18 protein-coding genes are annotated in these 21,766 nt (G+C 72.8%); 11 read left to right on the top strand and 7 right to left on the bottom strand.

Annotated features, from left to right (window positions below):
• Positions 1-114: 114 nt before the first annotated feature.
• The 9 genes from ACX25U_RS03030 to ACX25U_RS02990 all read left to right on the top strand — a co-directional run bounded on the left by ACX25U_RS03030 (position 115) and on the right by ACX25U_RS02990 (position 10,717).
• Positions 115-1,269 carry an acyl-CoA dehydrogenase family protein gene (locus ACX25U_RS03030; protein WP_454388805.1) on the top strand — a complete coding sequence of 385 codons (1,155 nt, stop codon included), beginning with the start codon at positions 115-117 and terminating at the stop codon, positions 1,267-1,269.
• A gap of 261 nt (positions 1,270-1,530) precedes the next feature.
• Positions 1,531-2,496 carry an LLM class F420-dependent oxidoreductase gene (locus tag ACX25U_RS03025; protein WP_454388803.1) on the top strand — a complete coding sequence of 322 codons (966 nt, stop codon included), beginning with the start codon at positions 1,531-1,533 and terminating at the stop codon, positions 2,494-2,496.
• 269 nt (positions 2,497-2,765) lie between these two features.
• Positions 2,766-4,220, top strand: coding sequence for an aldehyde dehydrogenase (locus ACX25U_RS03020; RefSeq protein WP_454388801.1), 1,455 nt, complete (start codon positions 2,766-2,768; stop codon positions 4,218-4,220).
• Between the two features lie 70 nt (positions 4,221-4,290).
• Positions 4,291-5,094 carry a crotonase/enoyl-CoA hydratase family protein gene (locus tag ACX25U_RS03015; RefSeq protein WP_454388799.1) on the top strand — a complete coding sequence of 268 codons (804 nt, stop codon included), beginning with the start codon at positions 4,291-4,293 and terminating at the stop codon, positions 5,092-5,094.
• A 96-nt stretch (positions 5,095-5,190) separates the two neighbouring features.
• Positions 5,191-6,384 (top strand): thiolase family protein, encoded by a 1,194-nt coding sequence (locus ACX25U_RS03010; protein ID WP_016828288.1) that lies wholly within the window; start codon positions 5,191-5,193, stop codon positions 6,382-6,384.
• A gap of 42 nt (positions 6,385-6,426) precedes the next feature.
• Complete coding sequence (locus ACX25U_RS03005; protein ID WP_016828289.1) at positions 6,427-7,188, top strand: 3-hydroxyacyl-CoA dehydrogenase; 762 nt, start codon at positions 6,427-6,429, stop codon at positions 7,186-7,188.
• A 115-nt stretch (positions 7,189-7,303) separates the two neighbouring features.
• On the top strand, positions 7,304-8,356 hold the full coding sequence (locus ACX25U_RS03000) for an LLM class F420-dependent oxidoreductase (protein WP_016828290.1): 1,053 nt from the start codon (positions 7,304-7,306) through the stop codon (positions 8,354-8,356).
• Between the two features lie 65 nt (positions 8,357-8,421).
• The gene (locus ACX25U_RS02995) at positions 8,422-9,525 is read left to right on the top strand and encodes a CaiB/BaiF CoA transferase family protein (RefSeq protein WP_454388796.1); all 1,104 of its coding nucleotides are present in this window, start codon (positions 8,422-8,424) and stop codon (positions 9,523-9,525) included.
• Between the two features lie 37 nt (positions 9,526-9,562).
• On the top strand, positions 9,563-10,717 hold the full coding sequence (locus ACX25U_RS02990) for an acyl-CoA dehydrogenase family protein (protein WP_202279027.1): 1,155 nt from the start codon (positions 9,563-9,565) through the stop codon (positions 10,715-10,717).
• 260 nt (positions 10,718-10,977) lie between these two features.
• Here the strand turns inward: ACX25U_RS02990 and ACX25U_RS02985 are convergent, their stop codons facing one another.
• From ACX25U_RS02985 to ACX25U_RS02975, 3 genes are all read right to left on the bottom strand, one after another.
• Entirely contained in the window at positions 10,978-12,483 is a 1,506-nt protein-coding gene (locus ACX25U_RS02985; RefSeq protein ID WP_454388794.1) for an acetyl-CoA acetyltransferase, read from the bottom strand.
• Positions 12,480-13,517 carry an LLM class F420-dependent oxidoreductase gene (locus tag ACX25U_RS02980; protein WP_454388792.1) on the bottom strand — a complete coding sequence of 346 codons (1,038 nt, stop codon included), beginning with the start codon at positions 13,515-13,517 and terminating at the stop codon, positions 12,480-12,482. Before ACX25U_RS02980 ends, ACX25U_RS02985 begins: the two co-directional genes overlap by 4 nt.
• 75 nt (positions 13,518-13,592) lie before the next feature.
• A complete protein-coding gene (locus ACX25U_RS02975; protein WP_454388790.1) occupies positions 13,593-14,405 on the bottom strand; it encodes an enoyl-CoA hydratase/isomerase family protein in 813 nt (270 codons plus the stop codon).
• Between the two features lie 444 nt (positions 14,406-14,849).
• On the opposite strand from ACX25U_RS02975, the gene ACX25U_RS02970 reads away from it, so the two are divergent.
• Together ACX25U_RS02970 and ACX25U_RS02965 are read left to right on the top strand one after the other, a co-directional pair.
• Positions 14,850-15,287: a Zn-ribbon domain-containing OB-fold protein gene (locus tag ACX25U_RS02970; protein WP_016828296.1), complete on the top strand. Its 438-nt coding sequence runs from the start codon at positions 14,850-14,852 to the stop codon at positions 15,285-15,287.
• Positions 15,284-16,450: a thiolase C-terminal domain-containing protein gene (locus ACX25U_RS02965; protein ID WP_454388787.1), complete on the top strand. Its 1,167-nt coding sequence runs from the start codon at positions 15,284-15,286 to the stop codon at positions 16,448-16,450. Before ACX25U_RS02970 ends, ACX25U_RS02965 begins: the two co-directional genes overlap by 4 nt.
• Positions 16,451-16,512: 62 nt before the next feature.
• Here ACX25U_RS02965 and ACX25U_RS02960 read toward each other — a convergent pair whose 3' ends face one another.
• The 4 genes from ACX25U_RS02960 to ACX25U_RS02945 all read right to left on the bottom strand — a co-directional run bounded on the left by ACX25U_RS02960 (position 16,513) and on the right by ACX25U_RS02945 (position 21,578).
• Positions 16,513-17,076: a lipocalin-like domain-containing protein gene (locus tag ACX25U_RS02960; RefSeq protein WP_454388785.1), complete on the bottom strand. Its 564-nt coding sequence runs from the start codon at positions 17,074-17,076 to the stop codon at positions 16,513-16,515.
• A 96-nt stretch (positions 17,077-17,172) separates the two neighbouring features.
• Positions 17,173-18,516 (bottom strand): MFS transporter, encoded by a 1,344-nt coding sequence (locus ACX25U_RS02955; RefSeq protein WP_454388783.1) that lies wholly within the window; start codon positions 18,514-18,516, stop codon positions 17,173-17,175.
• A 925-nt stretch (positions 18,517-19,441) separates the two neighbouring features.
• The gene (locus ACX25U_RS02950; RefSeq protein ID WP_016828300.1) at positions 19,442-20,242 is read right to left on the bottom strand and encodes an SDR family NAD(P)-dependent oxidoreductase; all 801 of its coding nucleotides are present in this window, start codon (positions 20,240-20,242) and stop codon (positions 19,442-19,444) included.
• A gap of 154 nt (positions 20,243-20,396) precedes the next feature.
• Positions 20,397-21,578 (bottom strand): aromatic ring-hydroxylating oxygenase subunit alpha, encoded by a 1,182-nt coding sequence (locus ACX25U_RS02945; protein ID WP_454388781.1) that lies wholly within the window; start codon positions 21,576-21,578, stop codon positions 20,397-20,399.
• Positions 21,579-21,766 lie beyond the last annotated feature (188 nt).

The raw sequence follows: 21,766 nt of genomic DNA, 5'->3' as shown, positions 1-21,766 counted from the left end.
GCCGCGAGGGCGGCTCGGCGGCGCGCCCCGGGGCCTGCCCCCTTCGCGCCCCGGCGGCCGACTGTGCAGCTGACCGACGGGCGCGTCAATTCCGCCCTGAAACAAGGAGACCTGATGGACAGTGACCTCTTCGAGCCCGACCACGAGGCCTACCGCGAGACCGCGCGTTCCTTCGTCCAGCGGGAGGTCGTGCCGAACATGGCGCGCTGGGACGAGGAGCGCTGCGTCGACCGGGAGACGTGGAAGAAGGCCGGTCACGCCGGCATGGTGGGGCTCCCCGTGCCGGAGCGCTTCGGGGGCGCGGGCGAGCCGGACTTCCGCTACCGCGTCGTCCTGTGCGAGGAGATCGCCCGCGTCGGCGCGTCCTCGCTGCAGTCCTCGTTCAGCACCAACGACGACATCGTCCTCGGGTACCTGCTGAACCTGGCGACGGAGGAGCAGCAGGAGCGGTGGCTGCCCGGCTTCGTCACCGGCGAGACCGTCGGGGCGATCGCGATGAGCGAACCCGCGGCCGGGAGCGACCTGCGGGGCATCACCACCACCGCCGTCCGGGACGGCGACCACTGGGTGCTGAACGGCTCCAAGACCTTCATCACCAACGGCATCCTGGCGGATCTGATCGTGCTCGTGGCGCGGACCGACCCGGACGCCGGCAGCAAGGGGTACAGCCTCTTCGTGGTGGAGCGGGACACCCCCGGCTTCACCCGCGGGCGCAAGCTCGACAAGGTCGGACTGCAGGCGCAGGACACCGCGGAACTGTTCTTCGAGGACGCCCGCGTCCCGGCCGCCAACCTGCTCGGCCCGGTCGGCAGCGGCCTGGCCTCCCTGATGCAGAACCTGCCCCGCGAGCGCCTGGGCATCGCGGTGGCCGCGCAGAGCTCGGCGGAGGCGGCGTTCCGCTGGACCCTCGACTACGTCCGTGAGCGGCAGGCGTTCGGCAAGGCGATCGCGGAGTTTCAGAGCGTCGGCTTCACCCTGGCCGAGCTGCGCACCAGCATCGAGGTGAGCCGCGCCTACCTGGACCGCTGCGTCAGGGCCGTCAACGCCGGAACACTGAGCGCGGTGGACGCCGCCAAGGCCAAGTGGTGGGCCACCGACATGCAGTGGAAGGTCATCGACGCCGGTGTCCAACTGCACGGCGGCTACGGCTACATGAAGGAGTACCCGATCGCCCAGGCGTTCATGGACGCCCGCATCCAGCGGATCTACGGCGGCACGAACGAGATCATGAAGGAGATCATCAGCCGCGATCTGGTGCGCAACTCCTGACCATCGGCGCGACCGCGGGCCACAACCCCTCGCCGTCCGCGCGCGATCGACCCGATCGCGTGCGGACGGGGGCCCGCGGTACGGCGTCGAGGAACCTCCGGCGGGCACGTGCGGGTGCCCGCCGGAGCCGGACCGGGCGGGACGGCGCAAGGGGCGCCGTCCGCCGGACGGACGACACGCGGCGGCAAGGCGACGGCCGGGCGCGGTGACGGGCGAAGGCCCGCACCGACGGCCGGGGCGACGACACACGACGGAGCGGGCATGACGAAGAGTTGGGGCATCACACTCCCGGTGGCGGGACTCTCGATCGCGGACCAGAAGGAGTTGGTCGCCTCCCTGCCCGACCTGGGCTACACCGACGTCTGGTCGGCGGAGGCGGACGAGACCGACGCCTTTACCCCGTTGGCGCTGGCCTCCGCCTGGGCGCCCCGGCTCCGGCTGGGCACCGCGATCGTGCCGGTCTTCACCCGGGGGCCCGCCACGCTGGCGATGAGCGCCGCGACCCTGGCCGCGGCCGCGCCGGGACGGTTCGCCCTGGGCGTGGGCACCTCCTCCGACGTCATCGTCGAACACTGGAACGACATCCCCTTCGAGGAGCCCTACAAGCGGGTCCGGGACACCGTGCGCTTCCTGCGCGCCGCCCTGCGCGGAGAGCGGGTGGACGAGACCTACGAGACCTTCGCGGTCCGGGGCTTCACCGCCCGGCTCGTCCCCGAGGAGCCGCCGCCGGTGCTGATCGCCGCGCTGCGCCCCGGCATGCTGCGGCTGGCCGGCCGGGAGGGGGACGGGGCGGTCGTCAACTGGCTCTCCGCGCGCGACGTGCGCACGATCGCGCCTTACGTGCGCGAGCGCGACCCGGCCAAGGAGATCGTCGCGCGGATCTTCGTGATGCCCGGCGCGGACCCCGAGACGGCCCGCGCCCTGGGCCGAAGGATGATCACCGCCTACCTCAACGTCCCGGTCTACCGGGCCTTCCACGAGTGGCTGGGCCGCGATGATGTCCTGGGACCGATGTGGCGGGCCTGGGGTGAGGGGGACCGCCGGGCGGCGCTGCGCGCGGTGCCCGACGAGGTGGTGGACGAACTGGTGATCCACGGCCCCGCCGAGCACTGCCGGGAGCGGATCGGTGAGTACGTCGACAACGGGGTCACCACGCCCGTGATCCACCTCGTGGGGGACCCGCAGGACCCCGTGCGCGCCGTGCGTGACCTGGCCCCCGACGGCTGAGCGGGTGCGGGTGCCGGGCCGGGCCTCGCGGGCGACGGACCCGCGCAGGGGCTGGCACCGGAACCCCCGCGCCCCTATGATTATCTATAGTCATTAGTTTAATGAAGGCAGGCTGCCCTCGCGCTTCGGCGCCCGTCGCCGTTCTCGCGAGCCTGCCGCGCACCCGCGCCGCCGCGCGCCCCTGGAGCCTGTCACCCCTGCCCGTCAGGGAGCCGGCACGTCCCGGCGGAACGGCCCACCCAACGAGGCGGAAGAAACGAGGGAACTCCATGGAACTGGACCGACGGCAACTCTTCATCGGCGGACGGTGGACCGAGCCGGCCGACGGGAGCGGCCAGGACGTCATCGAGGCCGCCACCGGCAAGGTGCTCGGCCGGACCGCGATGGCCTCCGCCGCGGACGTGGACGCCGCCGTGGCGGCCGCCCGCACCGCACTCGCCGGCCCGTGGGGGAGCATGCCCGCCCAGGAGCGGGCGGACCTGCTGGACCGCTTCGCCGCCGCGCTGAAGGCCCGCGGACGCGAGATCGCCCCGCTGGTCAGCCGCGAGAACGGGATGCCCCTGTCGCTCTCGATCCCGGTCAACGGGTTCAGCGCCTCGATGACCGTCGCCTACTACGCGCGACTGCTGCGCGAACTGCCCGAGACGGACGTGCGGCCGAGCCTCATCGGGGAGACCGTCGTGCGCCGCGAGCCGGTGGGCGTCGTCGGCGCCATCACGCCCTGGAACTACCCGCAGTCACTGGCCGCCATGAAGATCGGACCCGCGCTGGCGGCCGGCTGCACGGTGGTCCTCAAGCCGGCCCCCGAGACCGCGCTGGACGCCTTCTACTTCGCCGACGCCGCACAGGAGGCCGGACTCCCGCCCGGCGTCCTGAACGTGCTGCCGGGCGGCCGCGAGGCCGGGGAACAGCTCGTCTCCCACCCGGGCGTCGACAAGATCGCCTTCACCGGTTCCACGGCGGCGGGCCGCGCCATCGGCGAACAGTGCGGACGACTGCTGCGCCCGGTCACCCTCGAACTGGGCGGCAAGTCCGCCGCGATCCTCGCCGAGGACGCCGACCTGGCCGCCTTCACCGCCGCACTGCTGGACGTCAGCCTCACCAACAACGGCCAGACCTGCCACGCCAGCACCCGCATCCTGGCCCCCGCCGCCCGCTACGAGGAGATCGTCGACGCGGTCACCGACACCGTCCGCGCCCTGCGCGTCGGCGACCCGCTCGACAGGGCGACCGAGGTCGGCCCGCTCGTCAGCGCCGCCCAGCGGGACCGCGTGCGCGGCTACGTCGACCTCGGCGTGCGCGAGGGCGCCCGACTCACCACCGGCGGCTCGGCACCCGTTGACGGCCTGACGGACGGCTGGTTCGTACGGCCCACCGTCCTGGCCGACGTGGACAACGACTGGCGGGTGGCGCGCGAGGAGATCTTCGGCCCCGTGCTGTGCGTGATCCGCTACGAGGACGAGGACCACGCCGTCGCCCTCGCCAACGACTCCGACTACGGACTCGGCGGCACGGTCTGGACGGCCGACCTGGACCACGGCATGGACCTCGCGGCCCGCATCCGCACCGGCACCATCGGCGTCAACCAGTACGGCGTCGACCTCCAGGCCCCCTTCGGCGGCGTGAAGGCCAGCGGTCTGGGACGCGAGATGGGCCCGGAGGGGCTGGCCGCCTACCACTCCCTGAAGTCGGTCTACCGACCCGCGCAGGCCGCGACCGCCTGAGCCCGGCGCACGGGCCGCACCGGCGACAGCCGACCGGCCCCACCCGTACACCACAGGAGACAGGACACCCATGAGCAACTCGAAGGAGACGGCCGCGGCGGCCGCGACGCTGGAGCGGCGCGGCCACGTGGGCATCATCACCCTGAACCGGCCGCAGGCCATGAACGCGGTGAACGCCGCCCTCTCCGCCGCCGTCGGCGCGGCACTGGAGGAGATCGCCGCCGACCCCGAACTGCGCGTCGGCGTGATCACGGGCGCGGGCCGGGCGTTCTGCGCGGGCGCCGACCTGAAGGAACTCGCCGCCGGACGGCCGGTGTCGGCCGAGGGCCACGAGGAGTGGGGCTTCGCCGGACTGGTGCAGCACCCCATCGACAAGCCCCTGATCGCCGCCGTCAACGGATTCGCGCTCGGCGGCGGCACCGAGATCGTCCTCGCCTGCGACCTTGTGGTCGCCGCTGAGGAGGCCCGCCTGGGCCTGCCGGAGGTCAAGCGCGGCCTCATGGCGGCCGCCGGCGGCGTGTTCCGCATGCCCCGACAGGTCCCCGCCAAGGTGGCCGCCGAACTCCTCTACACCGGCGAGCCGATGACCGCCCAGACCGCCCTGGAATGGGGACTGGTCAACCGCGTCGTGCCCGGCGAGCACGTGCTGGCGAGCGCGCTGGAACTGGCCGAGTCCATCGCCGCCAACGCGCCCCTGTCCGTGCAGAGCACCAAGCGGCTCCTGCGCGAGAGCCACGCCTACGGCTCGGACCTGGACCCGCAGCTGTGGACGCTCAACAACAAGGAGATGGGCGCCCTCATGGCCAGCGAGGACGCCAAGGAAGGCCCGCGCGCCTTCGCCGAGAAGCGCGCACCCCGCTGGACCGGCCGCTGACCTACGGCCCTTGGCCACCCCGGACGCCCGCACAGCGACCCCGCGGGCGTCCGCACCCCACCCCCGTCCGCACGTCTCCCAGGAAAAGGAAGTCCCATGAACGACGCCGTGATCGTGGATGTGATCCGTACCCCCTCGGGCAAGGGCAAGCCCGGCGGGCAGCTGTCGGGCATCCACCCGGCCGACCTCCTCTCCCGGGTGCTGCGCGCCCTGGTGGAGCGCAACGACCTCGACCCCGCACTGATCGACGACGTCATCGCCGGCTGCGTCTCCCAGTCGGGCCAGCAGACGATGAACATCGCCCGCAACGCGATCCTCGGCGCGGGCCTGCCCGAGTCCGTCCCCGGCACCACCATCGACCGCCAGTGCGGCTCCAGCCAGCAGGCCGCGCACTTCGCCGCGCAGGGCGTCATGTCGGGCGCCTACGACATCGCCATCGCCTGCGGCGTGGAGTCGATGAGCCGGGTGCCGATGTTCAGCAGCTCGCAGGGCCAGGACCCGGCCGGCCCCGCGGTCGCCGCCCGCTACCCCGAGGGCCTGGTCAACCAGGGCATCTCCGCGGAGCTCATCGCCGCCCGCTGGAAGCTGGACCGCGACGCCCTGGACTCCTTCTCCGCCCGCTCGCACGCCCGGGCCGCCGCCGCTGCCGCCTCCGGCGCCTTCGACAGCGAGATCCTGCCGATCACCGTCACCGACGCCGACGGCACCGAGCGCACCCTGACCACCGACGAGACCGTGCGCGCCACGACCACCGTCGAGGGACTGGGCGGCCTCAAGCCCTCGTTCCGCGACGAGGCCATGGGCGCGCGCTTCCCGGAGATCGACTGGTCCATCACCCCGGGCAACTCCTCCCCGCTGACCGACGGCGCCTCCGCCGCCCTGATCATGAGCGCGGCCAAGGCCGAGGCGCTGGGGCTGCGTCCCCGGGCCCGCTTTCACTCCTTCTCGGTGACCGGCTCCGACCCGCTGCTCATGCTCACCGGCGTCATCCCCGCCACCGAGAAGGTCCTGGCCCGCGCCGGCCTCGGCATCGACGACATCGACGCCTACGAGGTCAACGAGGCGTTCGCCCCGGTCCCCATGGTCTGGCAGCAGGAACTGGGCGCCGACCCCGAGCGCCTGAACCCGCGCGGCGGCGCCATCGCCCTGGGCCACCCGCTGGGCGGCTCCGGCACCCGCCTGCTGACCACCCTGCTCAACCACCTCGAGGCCACCGGCGGCCGCTACGGCCTGCAGACCATGTGCGAGGGCGGCGGCATGGCCAACGCCACCGTCATCGAGCGCCTCTGACCCTCCCCCTTTCACCCACCTCGTAAGAAGAAGGGAACAGCCGTGGACATCAACGGCAGCGTCGCCCTGGTCACCGGCGGAGCCTCGGGCCTGGGCCTGGCCACCGTCGAGAAGCTGGTCGCCTCCGGAGCCAAGGTCGTCATCGTCGACCTGCCCTCCTCGCCCGGCAAGGAAGTCGCGGAAAGGCTCGGCGACGGCGTCGCCTTCGCCCCCGCCGACGTCACCAGCGAGCAGGACATCACCGCCGCGCTGGACGTCGCCCAGGAACTGGGCACCCTGCGGGTGGCCGTCAACTGCGCCGGCATCGGCAACGCGATCAGGACCGTCGGCAAGCAGGGGGCCTTCCCGCTGGCCGACTTCACCAAGGTCCTCCAGGTCAACCTGATCGGCACGTTCAACGTGATCCGCCTGGCCGCCGAGCGCATCAGCCGCGCCGAGGAGATCGACGGCGAGCGCGGCGTCATCGTCAACACCGCCTCCGTCGCCGCCTTCGACGGCCAGATCGGCCAGGCCGCCTACTCCGCCTCCAAGGGCGGCGTCGTCGGGCTCACCCTGCCCGTCGCCCGCGACCTCGCCTCGCTGAAGATCCGCGTGGTCACCATCGCTCCCGGCCTGTTCGAGACGCCGATCCTGTCCGGACTGAGCGACGACGCCAAGGCCTCGCTCGGCGCGCAGATCCCGCACCCCGCCCGCCTCGGCAACCCCGTCGAGTACGCGGCGCTGGCCGCGCACATCGTGGAGAACCCGATGCTCAACGGCGAGACCATCCGCCTGGACGGCGCCATCCGGATGGGTCCGCGCTGACCTCCCGTCCCCCTGGCGTCCACGGGTCCGCACCTGCGTCGCGGACCCGTGGACGCCGTCCCCGCCCGGCACCGCCGGTGCACCCACCCGGCTCCCCACGGAAGGGAACCCCGTCATGCGCATCGGCATGAAACTGGACTACAGCGGCGGCTTCGTCGAGGCCGTCGAGGAACTGCGCGACCTGGAGCGCGTGGGGCTGGACGTCGTCTACGTCGCGGAGGCGTACAGCTTCGACGCCGTCAGCCAGCTCGGCTACATCGCCGCCAAGACCGAACGGCTGCGGATCGCCTCCGGCATCCTGCCGATCTACTCCCGCACCCCCACGCTGATGGCCATGACGGCCGCCGGACTCGACTACGTCTCCGGCGGGCGCTTCACCCTCGGCCTGGGCGCCTCCGGCCCGCAGGTCATCGAGGGCTTCCACGGCCTGCCCTACCAGGCACCGCTCGGCCGCACCCGCGAACTGGTCGAGATCTGCCGCAAGGTCTGGCGCCGCGAGGCCGTCGTCCACGAGGGCAAGCACTACCGCATCCCGCTGCCCGCGGAGCAGGGCACCGGTCTCGGCAAGCCGCTCAAGCTGATCAACCACCCGCTGCGCGCCCGCATCCCGGTGATGCTCGCCGCCATCGGCCCCAAGAACGTGTCGCTGGCCGCCGAGATCGCCGAGGAGTGGGAGCCGATCTTCTTCCACCCCGGCAAGGCGGCCGAGGTCTTCGGCCCCGCGCTGGACGAGGGCCGGGCCCGACGCGACCCGGAACTGGGCGAGTTGGGGATCAGCATCGGCGTCCCCGCCGCCGTCGGCACCGACACCGAACAGGCGCTGCACGCGGTCCGCGCCCAACTCGCCCTCTACATCGGCGGGATGGGTGCCAAGGGCAAGAACTTCTACAACGACCTGGCCTGCCGCTACGGCTACGAGGAGGAGGCCGGGCGTACCCAGGACCTCTACCTGGCCGGGCGCAAGGAGGAGGCAGCCGCGGTGCTGCCCGAGGAACTGGTGCGCGCCCTGTGCCTGGTGGGCACGGAGGACGAGGTCGCCGAGCGGCTCGCCGCCTACGCCGCGGCCGGCGTCACCACCCTGTCCCTGCAGCCGGTGGGCCCCGACGCGGGCGACCGGGCCGCGCGCATCGCGCTCGTCGAGCGGGTCGCCGCACTCGCCGCCGGCTGACCGGCCCCCCCGCACGTAACGTCGACAAGCCCGCCCCGCACGCCGCGGGGCTCGAGGAGGACATGATGCCCGGACCTTTGGACGGCCTGCGGGTGGTGGAGTTGGGGGGTATCGGGCCGGGTCCGCACGCGGCGATGCTGCTCGCGGACCTGGGTGCGGACGTGGTGCGGGTGGAGCGCCCGAGCGGGGGTCTGCGCACGGTGCCCGAGGGCGCGGCGGACTGGCTGCTGCGGGGCAGGCGTTCGGTGGCGGCCGACCTGAAGGACCCGGCGGGTCTGGAGGTGGTGCGGGCGCTGGTGGAGCGGGCCGACGTGCTGGTGGAGTGTTTCCGTCCGCAGGTGGCCGAGCGTCTCGGGATCGGGCCGGAGGCGTTCGTGGAGCGCAATCCCGGTCTGATCTACGCCCGGATGACCGGGTGGGGGCAGGACGGGCCGTGGGCGCAGCGGGCCGGGCACGACATCAACTACCTGTCGGTGACCGGTGTCCTGCACGCCATCGGCACCTCCGGCGCCCGCCCCACCGTCCCCCTCAACCTGTTGGGCGACTTCGGTGGCGGTTCCCTCTACCTGGTGATGGGCATCCTGGCGGCCCTGCACGAGCGGCACCGTTCGGGCACCGGCCAGGTCGTGGACGCCGCGATCGTGGACGGCACCACCTCGCTGGCCCAGATGGTCTGGGCGTTCCGCGGCACCGGCGTGTGGGACGACACCCCCGCCCACAACCTCCTCGACTCCGGCGCCCCCTTCTACGACACCTACGCCTGCGCCGACGGCCGGCACGTCGCCGTCGGCGCCCTGGAACCCCAGTTCTACGCCCATCTGCTGCAAGGGCTGAGCCTGGAGGCGGCCGACCTGCCCGATCCCCAGGACCGGGCGGGCTGGCCCCGACTGCGCGAGACGTTCACCCGTGTCTTCGCCACCCGCACTCGCGACCAGTGGGCCGAGGCCTTCGCCGACACCGACGCCTGCGTCACCCCCGTGCTGACCTTCGCCGAAGCCACCACCCACCCCCACCTCACCGCCCGCACCACCCACATCACCCCCGACGGCATCCCCCAGGCCGCCCCCGCACCCCGCTTCTCCCGCACCACCCCCACCCCACCCACCACCCCACCCACCCCCGGCGCCGACACCCACGCCGTACTCACCGACTGGGGCATCACCCCATGACGCCGGACGCACCCGCACCACGCCCCGAGGAGCCACGATGAGACGAGGTCTGTACACCGCCGACCACGAGGAGTTCCGCGAGGTCGTCGCCGAGTTCGTCCGAAGGGAGGTCGCCCCGAACCTGGAGCGCTGGGACGAGCAGCGTCTCATCGACCGGGACGTCTGGCTCGCCGCGGGCGAACAGGGCCTGCTCGGCCTCGCCGCACCCGAGGAGCACGGCGGGGCCGCCCTGAGCGACTACCGCTACCGCAACGTCGTCCAGGAGGAACTGGCCAAGGTCTTCGCCTCCTCGCTGGCGTCCGGCTTCTCCCTCCAGGACGACATCGCCATCCCGTACCTCACCTCGCTCGGCACCGAGGAGCAGAAGAAGCGCTGGCTGCCCGGGATGGCCGCCGGCAAGCTCATCGGCGCCATCGCGATGACCGAGCCGGGCACCGGCAGCGACCTGCGCGGCATCAAGACCTCCGGCACCCGCGTGGACGGCGGCTGGCTGGTCAACGGCAGCAAGACCTTCATCACCAACGGCATCCAGTCCGACGTGGTCATCGTCGTGGTGCGCACCGACCCGGAGGGCGGCTCGCAGGGCTTCAGCCTGCTGGTGGTCGAGCGCGACATGCCCGGCTTCACCCGCGGCCGCAAGCTCGCCAAGGTCGGCCTGCACGCACAGGACACCGCCGAGCTGTTCTTCGACGACGTGTTCGTCCCGGACTCCCACGTGCTGGGCACCGTCGGCGGCGGCTTCGGCCAGCTGGTCTCGCACCTGCCGCTGGAGCGCCTGTCGATCGCCGCGCACGCCCTCGCGCTCGCCGACGCGGTCCTCGCCGACACCATCGAATACACCCAGCAGCGCGTCGCCTTCGGACAGCCCATCGCGGACTTCCAGAACACCCGCTTCGAACTGGCCGAGCTGAGCACCGAACTCGACGTCACCCGGGCCTTCGTGGACCGGGCCGTCCTGGCCCACGGCGAGGACGACCTCACCGTGGTCGACGCCGCCAAGGCCAAGTGGTGGGCCACCGAGGTGCAGAACCGGGTCGTCGACCGCTGTCTGCAACTGCACGGCGGCTACGGCTACATGCTGGAGTACCCGGTGGCGCGCGCCTTCCAGGACTCCCGCATCCAGAAGATCTTCGGTGGGACCAACGAGATCATGAAGCAGATCATCGGTCGGGACCTCATCGGCCGCAAGTGACCCGCCCGAACCCCTCGGTGCCCGCGCCACGCCCCTCGGGCGGCGCGGGCACCGGTGCGTGACGACGGCGTGCGACGACGACGCGTCCCGTCCCGGTGCGGGGTCGGTTCCGCACCGGTGCGTGACGTCGTCGCACACGTACGACCGGGCCCTCGCGCACGCGCGACCGCGGGAACGGACGACGCCCCGGTCGGTTCCGCCCTCTCCTCTTGCCTTGGAGGGGTGCGGAACCGACCGGGGCGTCCTGCACGCGGACCGGCTCAGGGGCCGGCTGCGTCCTCGGCGTCCGCCAGCCGGGCGGTGCCGTCCAGGGCCACCCGCACCGGGACGCCGGCCAGCTCCCGTCCGGTCATCTCGGCCAGGTCGTCCGCCTCCTGGCACACCGCCAGGGTCCGTCCGCCCTGCGGGGTGCGCACGCTCAGGAACGCCCGCTCGGGGCGGCCCTCCCGGTCGTGGAGCACCGTCCACGCCTCCAGCGCACCGGTGCCCTCCCACTGCACCAGCGCCCGGGTGCGCGGCTCGCGGTCCACCTCCGCCTGCACGTTCTGCGCCCGGAAACCGGCCTGCGGCGGCCGCGTCCCGTACACGCCCATCGCGTGCTTGGTCAGGTAGCCGCCGTTCGCGGTCACCAGTCCCACCGCCCCCGGCGCGTCCCGCAGCCGGGCGGCCATGGTGGCGATGGAGTGGCTGACGTAGTTGTTCCAGGGGCCGCCCGCGAAGGTCAGCCCCCCGGTCACGGTCAGCGGACGGGAGGCGTCGTCCAGCGCCAGCCCCAGTTCCCGGGCCGCGATCTGCACCGCGGAGGGGAAACACGAGTAGACGTCGACCAGATCCACGGAGCCGGCGTCCGTGCCCGCCAGTTCCAGCGCCCGTCGCCCGGAGATCCGGATCGCCGGGGAGCGGTGCAGCTCCCCGCGCGCGCCCAGTTCGAGGGTGTCGTTCGCCTCCGCGCCGGACTGCGGGAAGATCCAGCGGTCGGACGGCACCCCGTGACGGCGGGCGGCCTCCACGGAGCACAGCAGCAGCGCCGCCCCCTGCTCCACCATGTTGTTGGAGTTCATCAGCTTCGGGTAGGGCCAGGCGATCCAGCGGTTGTCCGGCGAGGGCGTCAGGATCTCCTCCGCCGTGTGCGCCCGCCGGATCCAGGCGTGCGGGTTGTCCGCGGCCACCCGGCTGAAGTCCGCCCACAGCCGTGCGCCGACCCGCAGTTGCTCCTCGACGGTGCGGCCCGCGTCGATCCGGTGCGCCTGCTCGAACAGCGGGTACACCCAGGACGGCGGCTCCAGCCCGATCCGCTTCTCGCCCTGGCCCAGCAGCGGACCGGAGCCGCCCAGCAGCGGTGCGGCCGGCACCGTCTCGTCCTGCACGGTCCAGGCGGGGCGCTCGCCCCGGGCCCGCAGCCGCATCCGGGTCCGCCACGTCTCCGCCCCGCCGATCAGCACGACGTCGGCGCGTCCGGCGGCGATGTCCGACGCGGCACCGTTCAGCAGCGCCTGCGGGTTGTTGCCGCCGTCGGCGGTGTACGCGGTGTCCCGGGGGGAGGCACCGACCCGCTCCGCGAGCAGGGCGCCGGGGTCGCGGTAGCGCCAGGACAGCATGCGCACCAGGCGGACGGCGTCCAGCGACTTCAGCAGCGAGGTGCCGCCCGAGTCGCGCTCGGCCTCGCGGGCCGCCGCGGCCAGCAGGTCGACCGGTTCGAGGGCGTCGTCCCGCTGGTTGAGCTGCCCGGTGCCGACCAGGACGGGGGTACGGGGGTCGAGGTTCATCCGCGCACCGCCTCCAGGATGCGCCCGCGCGCCTCTGACCGGGGCCAGCCGGCCAGGATCATTGTGGTGACACAGGTGGGACGCCACGCGCGGGCGATCTCCTCGCAGATCTTGTCGACCGGTCCCACCAGTGCCACGTCCTCCACCATCGCCGTCGGTACGGCCTCCACCGCTGCCTCCTTGCGTCCCGCCAGATACAGGTCCTGAATCTCCGCGCACACCTCGCCCCAGCCCATCCGGGCGAAGACCTCGGTGTGGAAGTTGGCGCCCTTGGCGCCCATCCCGCCCGCGTACAGCGCGATCATCGGTTTGATCCTCCTCGCCGCGACCTCGACGTCGTCGTGCTCGACGATCGGGCAGACCGCGGCGACCTCGAAGTCCTCCGGTCCGCGCCGGGCACCGGGGCGGGTGAACCCCTCGTGCAACGCGTCCCGGTAGAACGCGTCGCTCCGGGGCGAGAACCACAGCGGGATCCAGCCGTCGGCGATCTCCGCCGCCAGCGCCACGTTCTTGGGACCCTCCGCTCCCAGCAGCACCGGGATGTCGGGCCGCAGCGGGTGGACCGTGGACCGCAGCGGCTTGCCCAGCCCGGTGCCGCCCGGATGCGGCAGCCGGTAGTGGCGGCCCTCGTAGGTCACGGGCTCACGGCGCTCCCAGACGCTGCGCAGGATCTCCACGTACTCCCGGGTGCGCTCCAGCGGCCGCGGGTAGGGCTGCCCGTACCAGCCCTCGACGACCTGGGGTCCGGAGGCGCCCAGGCCGAGCATCACCCGGCCCCCGCTGAGGTGGTCCAGGGTCAGTGCCGCCATCGCCGTCGCGGTCGGGGTGCGGGCCGAGATCTGGGCCACCGAGGTGCCCAGCCGGATCCGCGAGGTCCGCGCCCCCCACCAGGCCAGGGGGGTGAAGGCGTCGGAGCCGTAGGCCTCGGCGGTCCAGAAGCTGTCCACGCCCAGCGCCTCGGCCTCGTGCAGGCGCTGCTCGACCTTCGCCGGTGGGCCGGAACCCCAGTAGCCGGCCTGGAATCCGACCTTCATGCGCGTGCCTCCGCGGTGTGCGGGAGCGACCGGGGGCGGCCGGCGTGCTCCGTGTCGGGTGCGTCCACGCGGGCCTCAGCGGTTGCGGTAGACGGGCGGGCGCTTCTCCAGGAACGCCTCGACCGCCTCCTGGTGGTCCTCGGTCATCGTGCTCAGGATCTGGGTGCGGTTCTCCAGCTGGACGGCCGAACGGAAGCTCGAGTTCTCCAGGTTGGCCCACAGCACGCTCTTGGTCATCCACACCCCGAACGGGCTGTTCTCGGCGATCGCCGACGCCCGGTCCAGCGCCGCCTCCAGCAGTTCCTCGTCCGGGACCACGGTCGACACCAGGCCGATGCGCTCGGCCTCGGCGGCGTCCAGGGTGCCGCCGGTGAGTAGCAGTTCGGAGGCGCGCGAGAAGCCGATCAGACGCGGCAGCAGCCAGCTGACCCCGATGTCGCCGCCGCCCAGGCCGCGCTTGATGAACGAGGCGTGGAAGGCGGCCGAGGAGGCCATCACCCGGATGTCGCAGAACAGGGACAGGGCCATGCCGCCTCCGGCCGCGGCCCCGTTGACGGCGGCGATGATCGGCGCGCGCACCCGGCGGAAGGCCTCGCCCAGGTCGACGATGTGCTCCTGCACCCGCAGACCGGCCTGCGGGCGTCCCTCGTCCGGCACCGCGCCGGGCGCGTCGCCGTAGCCGCGGAAGTCGAAGCCGGCGCAGAATGCCCGGCCCGCCCCGGTGAGCACCACGGCCCGCACCCGCGAGTCGTCCCGGACACGGTCGAGCACCTCGTGCAACCCCTGGATGAGCTCGGAGGTCATGGCGTTGAGTTTGTCCGGCCGGTTCAGCCGCACGAGCAGGATGCCCGGACGGGGCTCCTCCGTCTCGATCACTGTGCTGGTCATCGGTGCTCCTTGTCCCGTCACGATGAGATCGGCCCGGCCAGCCGAGGCTGCCGCGGTCGTCGGCACGGCGGCAGGAAGGGCCGTCGAATTAACCTAATAGCATAAGGTTCAACAGGCAAGGGTTGCGCTGATGTCGCGGTTCAGTGCATGCGCTTGTCGTGGGTAACCAGAAGACTTTAGGTTGGTGTGGGGGAGTGGGCCGCCGAGGACCACCGGGCCCGCCGGACCCGCGCGGACTCCGTGCCGCACGCACCCCCCGCACGCACCCGGGCCCCGGACCCGCCGACGACCACCCCGGACCGGACCGGCGCCGCCCCGTGGGCGCGGGCCCGCCGGTTCAGACCCGCACCGCGCCCGGCCTGGCCGCGGGGGCCCGACGGCCCCCGCGCGACCGCCCGACATAGAGGACCCGCCCCACCGCACGACGGAGGAAGGCCGACACCCGTGAAACTCTCCGAGGCACCCACCGCCGGACCGATCACCCCGGACCCCGACGGCCCCGACCGCCCCTACTGGGACGGACTGCGCCGGGGCGAACTGCGCATCCCCCGCTGCCGGGACTGCGGCCGCCACGTCTGGGCCCCGCAACGCATCTGCCCCGGCTGCCGAGGCGCCGCGTTCGACTGGCCGGTCGTCGCCCCGACCGCCACCGTCTTCTCCTGGACCCGCACCTGGCACCCCTTCCTGCCCGAACTCGCCGACCACGTCCCCTACACCGTGGTCCTGGCCCGACTCGACGAGGTCCCCTCGGTACGCCTGCTGGGCATGCTCGTCGACGACGAGAGCACCCTGCGGATCGGAGCCGCCCTGCACGGCGTGATCCAGCCCGCGGGCCCGCTCACCCATGACACCCCCGTCCTGCGCTGGAGGCTCTCGGCATGACGTTCCCACTGCGCGGCGCGACGGCCGTGGTCGGCATCGGGGAGACCCCGTACCACAAGCGCGGCAAGGCGCCGCTGGACGAGGACGGCCTGCGGTTGCAGGCCATCGTCGAGGCCTGCGAGGACGCGGGCGTGGACCCGGCCGACGTCGACGGCTTCTCCACCTACGGCCACGACGCCGACGCCACCGCGCTCGCCCCCGCACTCGGCACCCGCCGCCTGCGCTGGGCCTCCCAGGTGGCCGGCGGCGGAGGCGGCGGCCTGGGCGCCGCGCTCCTCCAGGGCGCCACCGCCCTGGCCATGGGACAGGCCCGGTACGTGATCGTCTACCGCGCCCTGGCCCAGCAGCAGAGCGGACGACTGTCCGCCGCCGTCTCCAGCTACTTCTTCGACGAGCACTACCGCGCGCACGGACTGGTCTCGCCCGCCCAGGTCTGCGCCCTGCGCACCCAGCGCATGATCGAGCACGACGGCGTCCCGGCCGAGGCGCTGCGGGCGTTCGCCCAGGCCTGCTACGTCCACGCCGGGCGCAACCCGCTGGCCGCCGGACGGGACGTACGGCTGACCGACGAGACCTACCTGTCCTCGCGCATGATCTCCGAGCCGCTGCGGCTGTTCGACTCCTCCCGGGAGAACGACGGCGCCGGGGCCGTGCTGCTCACCACCGCCGAACGCGCCCGGGACCTGCGGCAGACCCCCGCCTACGTCCTGTCCGGGGCCCAGGGCGCGGGGGAGGACTGGGGCGAGCTGCACGAGAACGACCGTGACTACTCCTCGGCCGGCCTCGCCCCGCTGGCCGACGAGCTCTGGGCGGACGCGGGCATCCGCCCCGAACAGGTCGACGTCGCCCAGATCTACGAGAACTTCACCGGCCCCGCCGTCGCCGTCATGCTCGACCTGGGACTGGTGACCAGGGAGAGCATCGGGGAGCTGCTCACCGTCGAGAACCTCACCGCCCCCGGCGGCCGCCTCCCGGTCAACACCGCCGGCGGCAACATCGCGGGCGGGTTCGTGCACGGCATCGGTCTGGCCGCCGAGGCCGTCCGGCAACTGCGCGGCACCTCCTCCAACCAGGTCCCCGGGGCCCGCGTCTCGCTGCTCACCGGCGGCCCCGCGGCCCCCCTGGTCAGCGCCGTGGTGCTGGGCGGCGAGGACACCCTCTGATTCGTGGGGGCGGAGGTCACCGGGCGCGCCCGACCGTCAGGGCCGGGCGCGCCCGGTGGCGTTCACGCGGGGTGATCCGGTCGGACGGGGTCGCGGGACCACTCCAGCCGGTCCGTCGTGGTGCCGCCCGTGCGGGTGGGACGCGGTTCGGTGTGCAGCACGAGCCGCGGACCTTCCCACGAGATCCGCCGGGTCAGGACGTCACCGACGTGTTCGACGTACAGCGACATCTCCACGTGGTGCAGGACCAGGTCGCCGCGGAGCGTGTACCGGCCCGCGTAGCCGACGAAGCCCAGGGCGGCCACGCCCCGCTGCTCGTCGGTGGCCCGGGTGAAGGAGAGGCCGTCGGGCCAGGGGCGGTCGCGACGCATCAGCAGCGCGCTCATCCGCCCGTCGGGCCGGTACTCCAGCCGTCCCAGCGGCCCCGGCCCCAGCGGGTGCCCGACGACCTGTCCGTCGACCAGCCGGGCGTGGTCGACCAGGTTCCAGCCGCCGAGCAGCGAGGCGGCGAGGCCCTGGGCGGTGTGCTCGTCGGGGGCGTTCTCCTCGGGAGCCGGTGCCGAGGGGGAGGGGACGCGGGTGTCGGGCGGCGTCCGCCCGTCGGGGGTGTGTGCGGCAGGGGGCATGACGGTCCGATCGTTCGGCGGCGGACGGCCGCTCCCGGCGGTCGGCGGGTGGCCGACCGCCGGGAGGGCGGAGCTGGGTCGCGCGCGGGGCGCGGGTCAGGCGGCGGGGGCGACCTCCTGCGGTTCGGTGGACGGGGCGGTGCGGTCGTGCATGCCGGTCCGTGGCACCAGCGCGATCAGCAGCGCGGCCAGCAGCGCCGCCGCGGCGAAGAAGTAGAACACCCACGAGGTACCGAGCGAGGAACCCATGATCAGACCCACCAGGATCGGCCCGAAGACGGCTCCCAGCCGGCCCAGGCCCAGCGAGGCACCCAGAGCGGTGCCGCGCGCCGCGGCCGGGTAGTAGACGCCAACGAACCCGGCGACCGCGGCCTGCGAGGAGGCGCAGAACCCGACCACCAGCACCATGGCGAAGACGACGGCCTGCGGGGGATGCATCGTCAGGAAGGTCACCGCCAGGGATCCGCACAGGAAGCCGCCCGCGATCACCGGACGCGAGCCCCAGCGGTCGGCGAGGCCGGCCAGGACCAGCATGCCGATGGTGCTGCCCAGGTAGAAGGCGACCAGGAAGGTCAGCGCGGAGCCCAGGTCGTAGCCGGAGGCGCGCAGCAGCTGCGGGATCCAGGTGTTCATGCCGTAGGCCAGCAGCAGCCCGCAGAAGCCGATCACCGGGAACAGCAGTGTCGCGACCCGGAACCCGGGGGCGAACATCAGCTTCAGCGAGGAGGACCAGTTCGGCTTCTCCGTCACGGTACCGACCGCCGGCTCCGGAGGCAGCTCGACCCCGTAGCGCTCGGCGAGGGCGCGCGCCTCCTCGTGGCGTCCCCGGCTGCTGAGGAAGGAGAGTGATTCGGGGATCTGCCGGTAGACGATCGCGAACAGTGCCAGTCCGATGGCACCGCCGAGGACGAACAGGGAGACCCAGCCGAAGTTCGGCAGCATGAAGATGGCCAGGAAGGCGACCAGACATCCACCGATGGGGAAGCCGGTCTGGACGACGCCGTTGTAGAACTGCCGCCTCTCCACCGGCACGTACTCCATGGTCAGGGCGATGACCGAGGGCAGGGCACCGCCGAAGCCCAGGCCCGCGAGCAGGCGGAACAGTCCGAAGACCTCCACGCTGGGGGCCACCGCGCACAGCAGGGTGAACACGCTGAAGCTCGCCACGCAGGCGAGCACGGTCGGGCGCCGTCCGATGAGGTCGGCCACGTAACCGGACAGCAGGGCACCCACCATCATCCCGATCAGGGAGAGGCTGCCGATGACACCGGCCGAGGCGAGGGTGATGCCCCACTGCTTGTTCTGGAGCAGCGTCGGCAGCACCGCGCCGTACATGCCGCTGTCCAGTCCGTCGATGAGCGTGATCGCCAGACAGGCGAAGACCACCGACCGGGCACCCGCCGAGGTTCTCGGACGCACTGCCGAGCTGGGTCGAGTCAAGGCAAACTCCTTGTCGTGGAGCAGACGTCCGCCGACCCGGGGGTCTGCGGACGGTTCTGGGTGGTGGAACTCCCCTTCCGCGGGCACCCTCCCGACGGGAGGAGGCGGCGCGGACCCGGTGCCCCGGTGTCCCTCGGAGGCCGCCCCGAGGAAGGGGCGGCGGCCGGGACACGACGGACCGCGTGCGGAGCGCGGCGGGCCGTAGGTGTGTCAGGACGGGCCGACGGGCCTCGGCGACGGCACTCGGGGTGGCATCGACGGCGGCCGGCCGGCCGGGAGGATGGGGGTGCCGGACGGCCGGGAGGATGGGGGTGCCGGACGGCCGGGAGGATGGGGGTGCCGGACGGCCGGGAGGATGGGGGTGCCGGACGGCTGCGGGCCGAACGGCGGGGGAGAGGAGAGCGTGGCGGAACTCAACGAGGCCGACGGTGCCTCCGGGAGAGGCGGCGGCCGGGAATACTCGGGTGAGACGTGGCCATTTAACTTATGCCCGTAGTTTAAGGTCAAGGGTCGGGCGGGGGGATTTTTCCGCCTCGCGCGATGCGCCCTCCCGACGGCCGCAGTCGTGTCACGCTCCCGGTGTCCGCGGGGGGCCTCGTCGGGGTGGCGGCGGGAAGCGGGGGAGGGGCCCCGAATCGCATGATGGTGCAGGTCGGGGCGTTCCGCTGTGGAGTGCGCGGTGGATCTCGCGGTGCGCGGACGGGGGCTGGCGGGTCGCCACGGTCAGGCCGGTCCGCCTCCGGGGTCGCGTCGCCGCGGACGGGGTGTCGAACGTACACCCGTAAGGAAGCGCAGAGAATCTACGGAAAGAAGGTTAGTGGTCGTCCGCTCGAAGGCAACGACGAGCGCCGGCCCGGCCGACTCCGGTGCGAGAACCGGAGCGGGGCCGAGCCGGCGTACGGCGACGACGGTGGGGCGCGGGCGCTCAGTGCCCGGACATGCCCCCGTCCACGGCGAGGGTCGTGCCGGTGATGTAGCTGGAGGCCGGGGCCGCCAGGAACACCACGGCCGCGTCGAGCTCCCGCTGGGTGCCGGTGCGGGCCAGCGGGCTGGTCGCGCGCAGGAACTCGTCCAGCGTCTCCGAGGGCATCTCGGCGATCATCTCGGTGGCCACGAACCCGGGTGCGACGGCGTTGACCCGGATGCCGCGGCGCCCGGCCCACTGCTGGGACAGGTCCCTGGTCAGCCCGATGAGGCCGGCCTTGCTCGCGGCGTAGGCGGCCTGCGGCAGCACCGACTTGATCAGGCCCAGCACGCTGGCCACGTTCACGATGCTGGAGCCCGGCCCCATGACCCGCGCACACGACTGGGCCATCCAGTACGCGCCCATCAGGTTGACGTCCAGCACCTGACGGAAGTCCTCGGGCCGCTCGCGCAGCGCGGGCACCGCGGAGGAGACACCGGCGTTGTTGATCAGGATGTCGAGTTTCCCGAAGCGCGCGACGGCCGCCGCCACCGCCTCCTCGCACTGCTCCGGGTCGGTCACGTCGGTGGCGACGACCAGGCACTCGCCGCCGAGCGCCTCGATGCGCTCGGCCGTCTCGCGCAGGCGGTCCGCGCGGCGGGCCGTCAGGACCACCTGTGCGCCGGCCTCGGCCAGGGCGAGGGCGAAGCCCGCGCCCAGCCCCGAACTGGCGCCGGTGACCAGCGCGGTCCTGCCGTCCAGCCGGAACAGGTCCAGCACGCCGTTCTCGGGAAGGGGGCGCTGTGTCGTCGTGCTGCCCATGTGCCGTCCTTGTCTGTCCGGGCCGGTCCGGGACGGTCGGGGGCGGGTGCGGCGGGTGTGCGGCATCCGCCCCCGACCGGCCGGTGCGGCCCGTGAGCCGGGGGTGGGGGAGAAGGGGTGCCGGGAGGTCTCCGGCACGGGGGAGGCGCGGGCGTCAGCTCGCGTCGTCGGCCGCGAGCAGCCGCTGGGTCTCCCGGTGGAAGACCTGGTTGGCGACCTCGTTGCGACCGAACACCATGGGGCCGGCGTCCTGGCTCGCCAGCGCCCGCTGGGAGCCGCGCAGCAGCGGGAAGTCCTCCGCGTGCAGCACGTCCAGCAGGATCTGCCAGTTCCGCTGCCAGCGCTTGTTCCAGGTCTCCTCGTCGTAGGAGGTCTCCTCCAGACGCGGCACGATGACCCGCATCTCCATCCGGCAGCGCCCCGGGTCGACCGGGTCGGGGCGGAAGGTCAGCAGCTCGAAGTGGTTGTCGGGCAAGCGCAGCAGGGTGCTGTTGGGTAGCAGCAGGTGCGACTCGGTCACGTGCTTGGCGAGGCTCTGGTCGCCCGGGTCCTCGTCGATCCAGCGGTCGATCGTCTTGCGGGGCGCCAGCCAGCGGCAGTGCCGCCCGTAGTCCTCGAAGGCGTAGACGTTGGTGTGGACGATCTTGCCCGCGGTGTTCGGGTGCGCGTACTGGATGTGGTAGCCGTCCAGGAACGCGTCCTGCATCAGCTTCCAGTTGCACGGCTCGTCGAAGCCCTCGGCGCGGAAGGAGACCAGGTTGTCCAGCTTGTACCCGGCCAGGACCTCGTCCATCTCCGGGCCGAGCCAGGCGGCGACGTCGATCTCGGCGCCGACCGAGTCGATCACCCAGATGAAGCCGTGTCGCTCCTCGGCGGGCAGTTCGAGCAGCCCGAACTGGCTGCGGTCGAGGTCGCCGAAGGTGTTGTCGCGGGTGATGGTGCGCAGGGTGCCGTCGGTGTCGTAGGACCAGCGGTGGTAGCCGCAGGAGAACAGGCGGCACTTGCCCGACGCCGCCTCCTCCAGCAGGGCGCCCCGGTGCCGGCACTGGTTGACGAAGGCCTTGATGCCGCCGTCCGGCTGACGCACCACGATGGCGTTGTTGCGCGGGAGCTGCAGGGTGATGAAGTCGTTTGGCTCGGGGATCTCCGAGCTGTGCGCGACGATCGACGGGACCCGCGCGAAGATCAGCTCGCGCTCACGGGCCGCGAGGTCGGCGTCGGTGAACTTCGTCGGGCTGAAGGAGACCGTTCCCTCGAACTGGTCGGTCGTGTCGTTCCGCAGGTGCTCGAGCAGGCGACGAATTCGCTCTTCGCGCTTTGCATCAAATTCCGTCACGTCGTCCTCCTGTACTGTCCGCGTTCCTTGCGCCGCTGCGGTGGCTCGGGACCTCAGAGGCGGATGCGGTCTCGCGACGCGGGATGCGAGACACGCGACGTCGGTTCCCCTTCTTCGTCGACCCCGCCGAGGAGGCACGGGAACGGCGACGAGTGGGGCGTGGGGCGTCTTGTGGGCGAGGTGGGCTC

The organism is Streptomyces sp. JNUCC 63 (assembly GCF_054366325.1).
The sequence above is the reverse complement of the archived record's forward strand: the minus strand, read 5'-3'. Positions and strand labels throughout refer to the sequence as shown.

Bases quoted from the DNA above. Each gene is read 5' to 3' on its own strand.
- ACX25U_RS03015 (WP_454388799.1), top strand. From the start codon at position 4,291: ATGAGCAACTCGAAGGAGACGGCCGCGGCGGCCGCGACGCTGGAGCGG.
- ACX25U_RS02990 (WP_202279027.1), top strand. From the start codon at position 9,563: ATGAGACGAGGTCTGTACACCGCCGACCACGAGGAGTTCCGCGAGGTC.
- ACX25U_RS03025 (WP_454388803.1), top strand. From the start codon at position 1,531: ATGACGAAGAGTTGGGGCATCACACTCCCGGTGGCGGGACTCTCGATC.
- ACX25U_RS03030 (WP_454388805.1), top strand. From the start codon at position 115: ATGGACAGTGACCTCTTCGAGCCCGACCACGAGGCCTACCGCGAGACC.
- ACX25U_RS03020 (WP_454388801.1), top strand. From the start codon at position 2,766: ATGGAACTGGACCGACGGCAACTCTTCATCGGCGGACGGTGGACCGAG.
- ACX25U_RS03010 (WP_016828288.1), top strand. From the start codon at position 5,191: ATGAACGACGCCGTGATCGTGGATGTGATCCGTACCCCCTCGGGCAAG.
- ACX25U_RS02960 (WP_454388785.1), bottom strand. From the start codon at position 17,076: ATGCCCCCTGCCGCACACACCCCCGACGGGCGGACGCCGCCCGACACC.
- ACX25U_RS02950 (WP_016828300.1), bottom strand. From the start codon at position 20,242: ATGGGCAGCACGACGACACAGCGCCCCCTTCCCGAGAACGGCGTGCTG.
- ACX25U_RS02975 (WP_454388790.1), bottom strand. From the start codon at position 14,405: ATGACCAGCACAGTGATCGAGACGGAGGAGCCCCGTCCGGGCATCCTG.
- ACX25U_RS02995 (WP_454388796.1), top strand. From the start codon at position 8,422: ATGCCCGGACCTTTGGACGGCCTGCGGGTGGTGGAGTTGGGGGGTATC.
- ACX25U_RS02980 (WP_454388792.1), bottom strand. From the start codon at position 13,517: ATGAAGGTCGGATTCCAGGCCGGCTACTGGGGTTCCGGCCCACCGGCG.
- ACX25U_RS03000 (WP_016828290.1), top strand. From the start codon at position 7,304: ATGCGCATCGGCATGAAACTGGACTACAGCGGCGGCTTCGTCGAGGCC.
- ACX25U_RS02965 (WP_454388787.1), top strand. From the start codon at position 15,284: ATGACGTTCCCACTGCGCGGCGCGACGGCCGTGGTCGGCATCGGGGAG.
- ACX25U_RS02985 (WP_454388794.1), bottom strand. From the start codon at position 12,483: ATGAACCTCGACCCCCGTACCCCCGTCCTGGTCGGCACCGGGCAGCTC.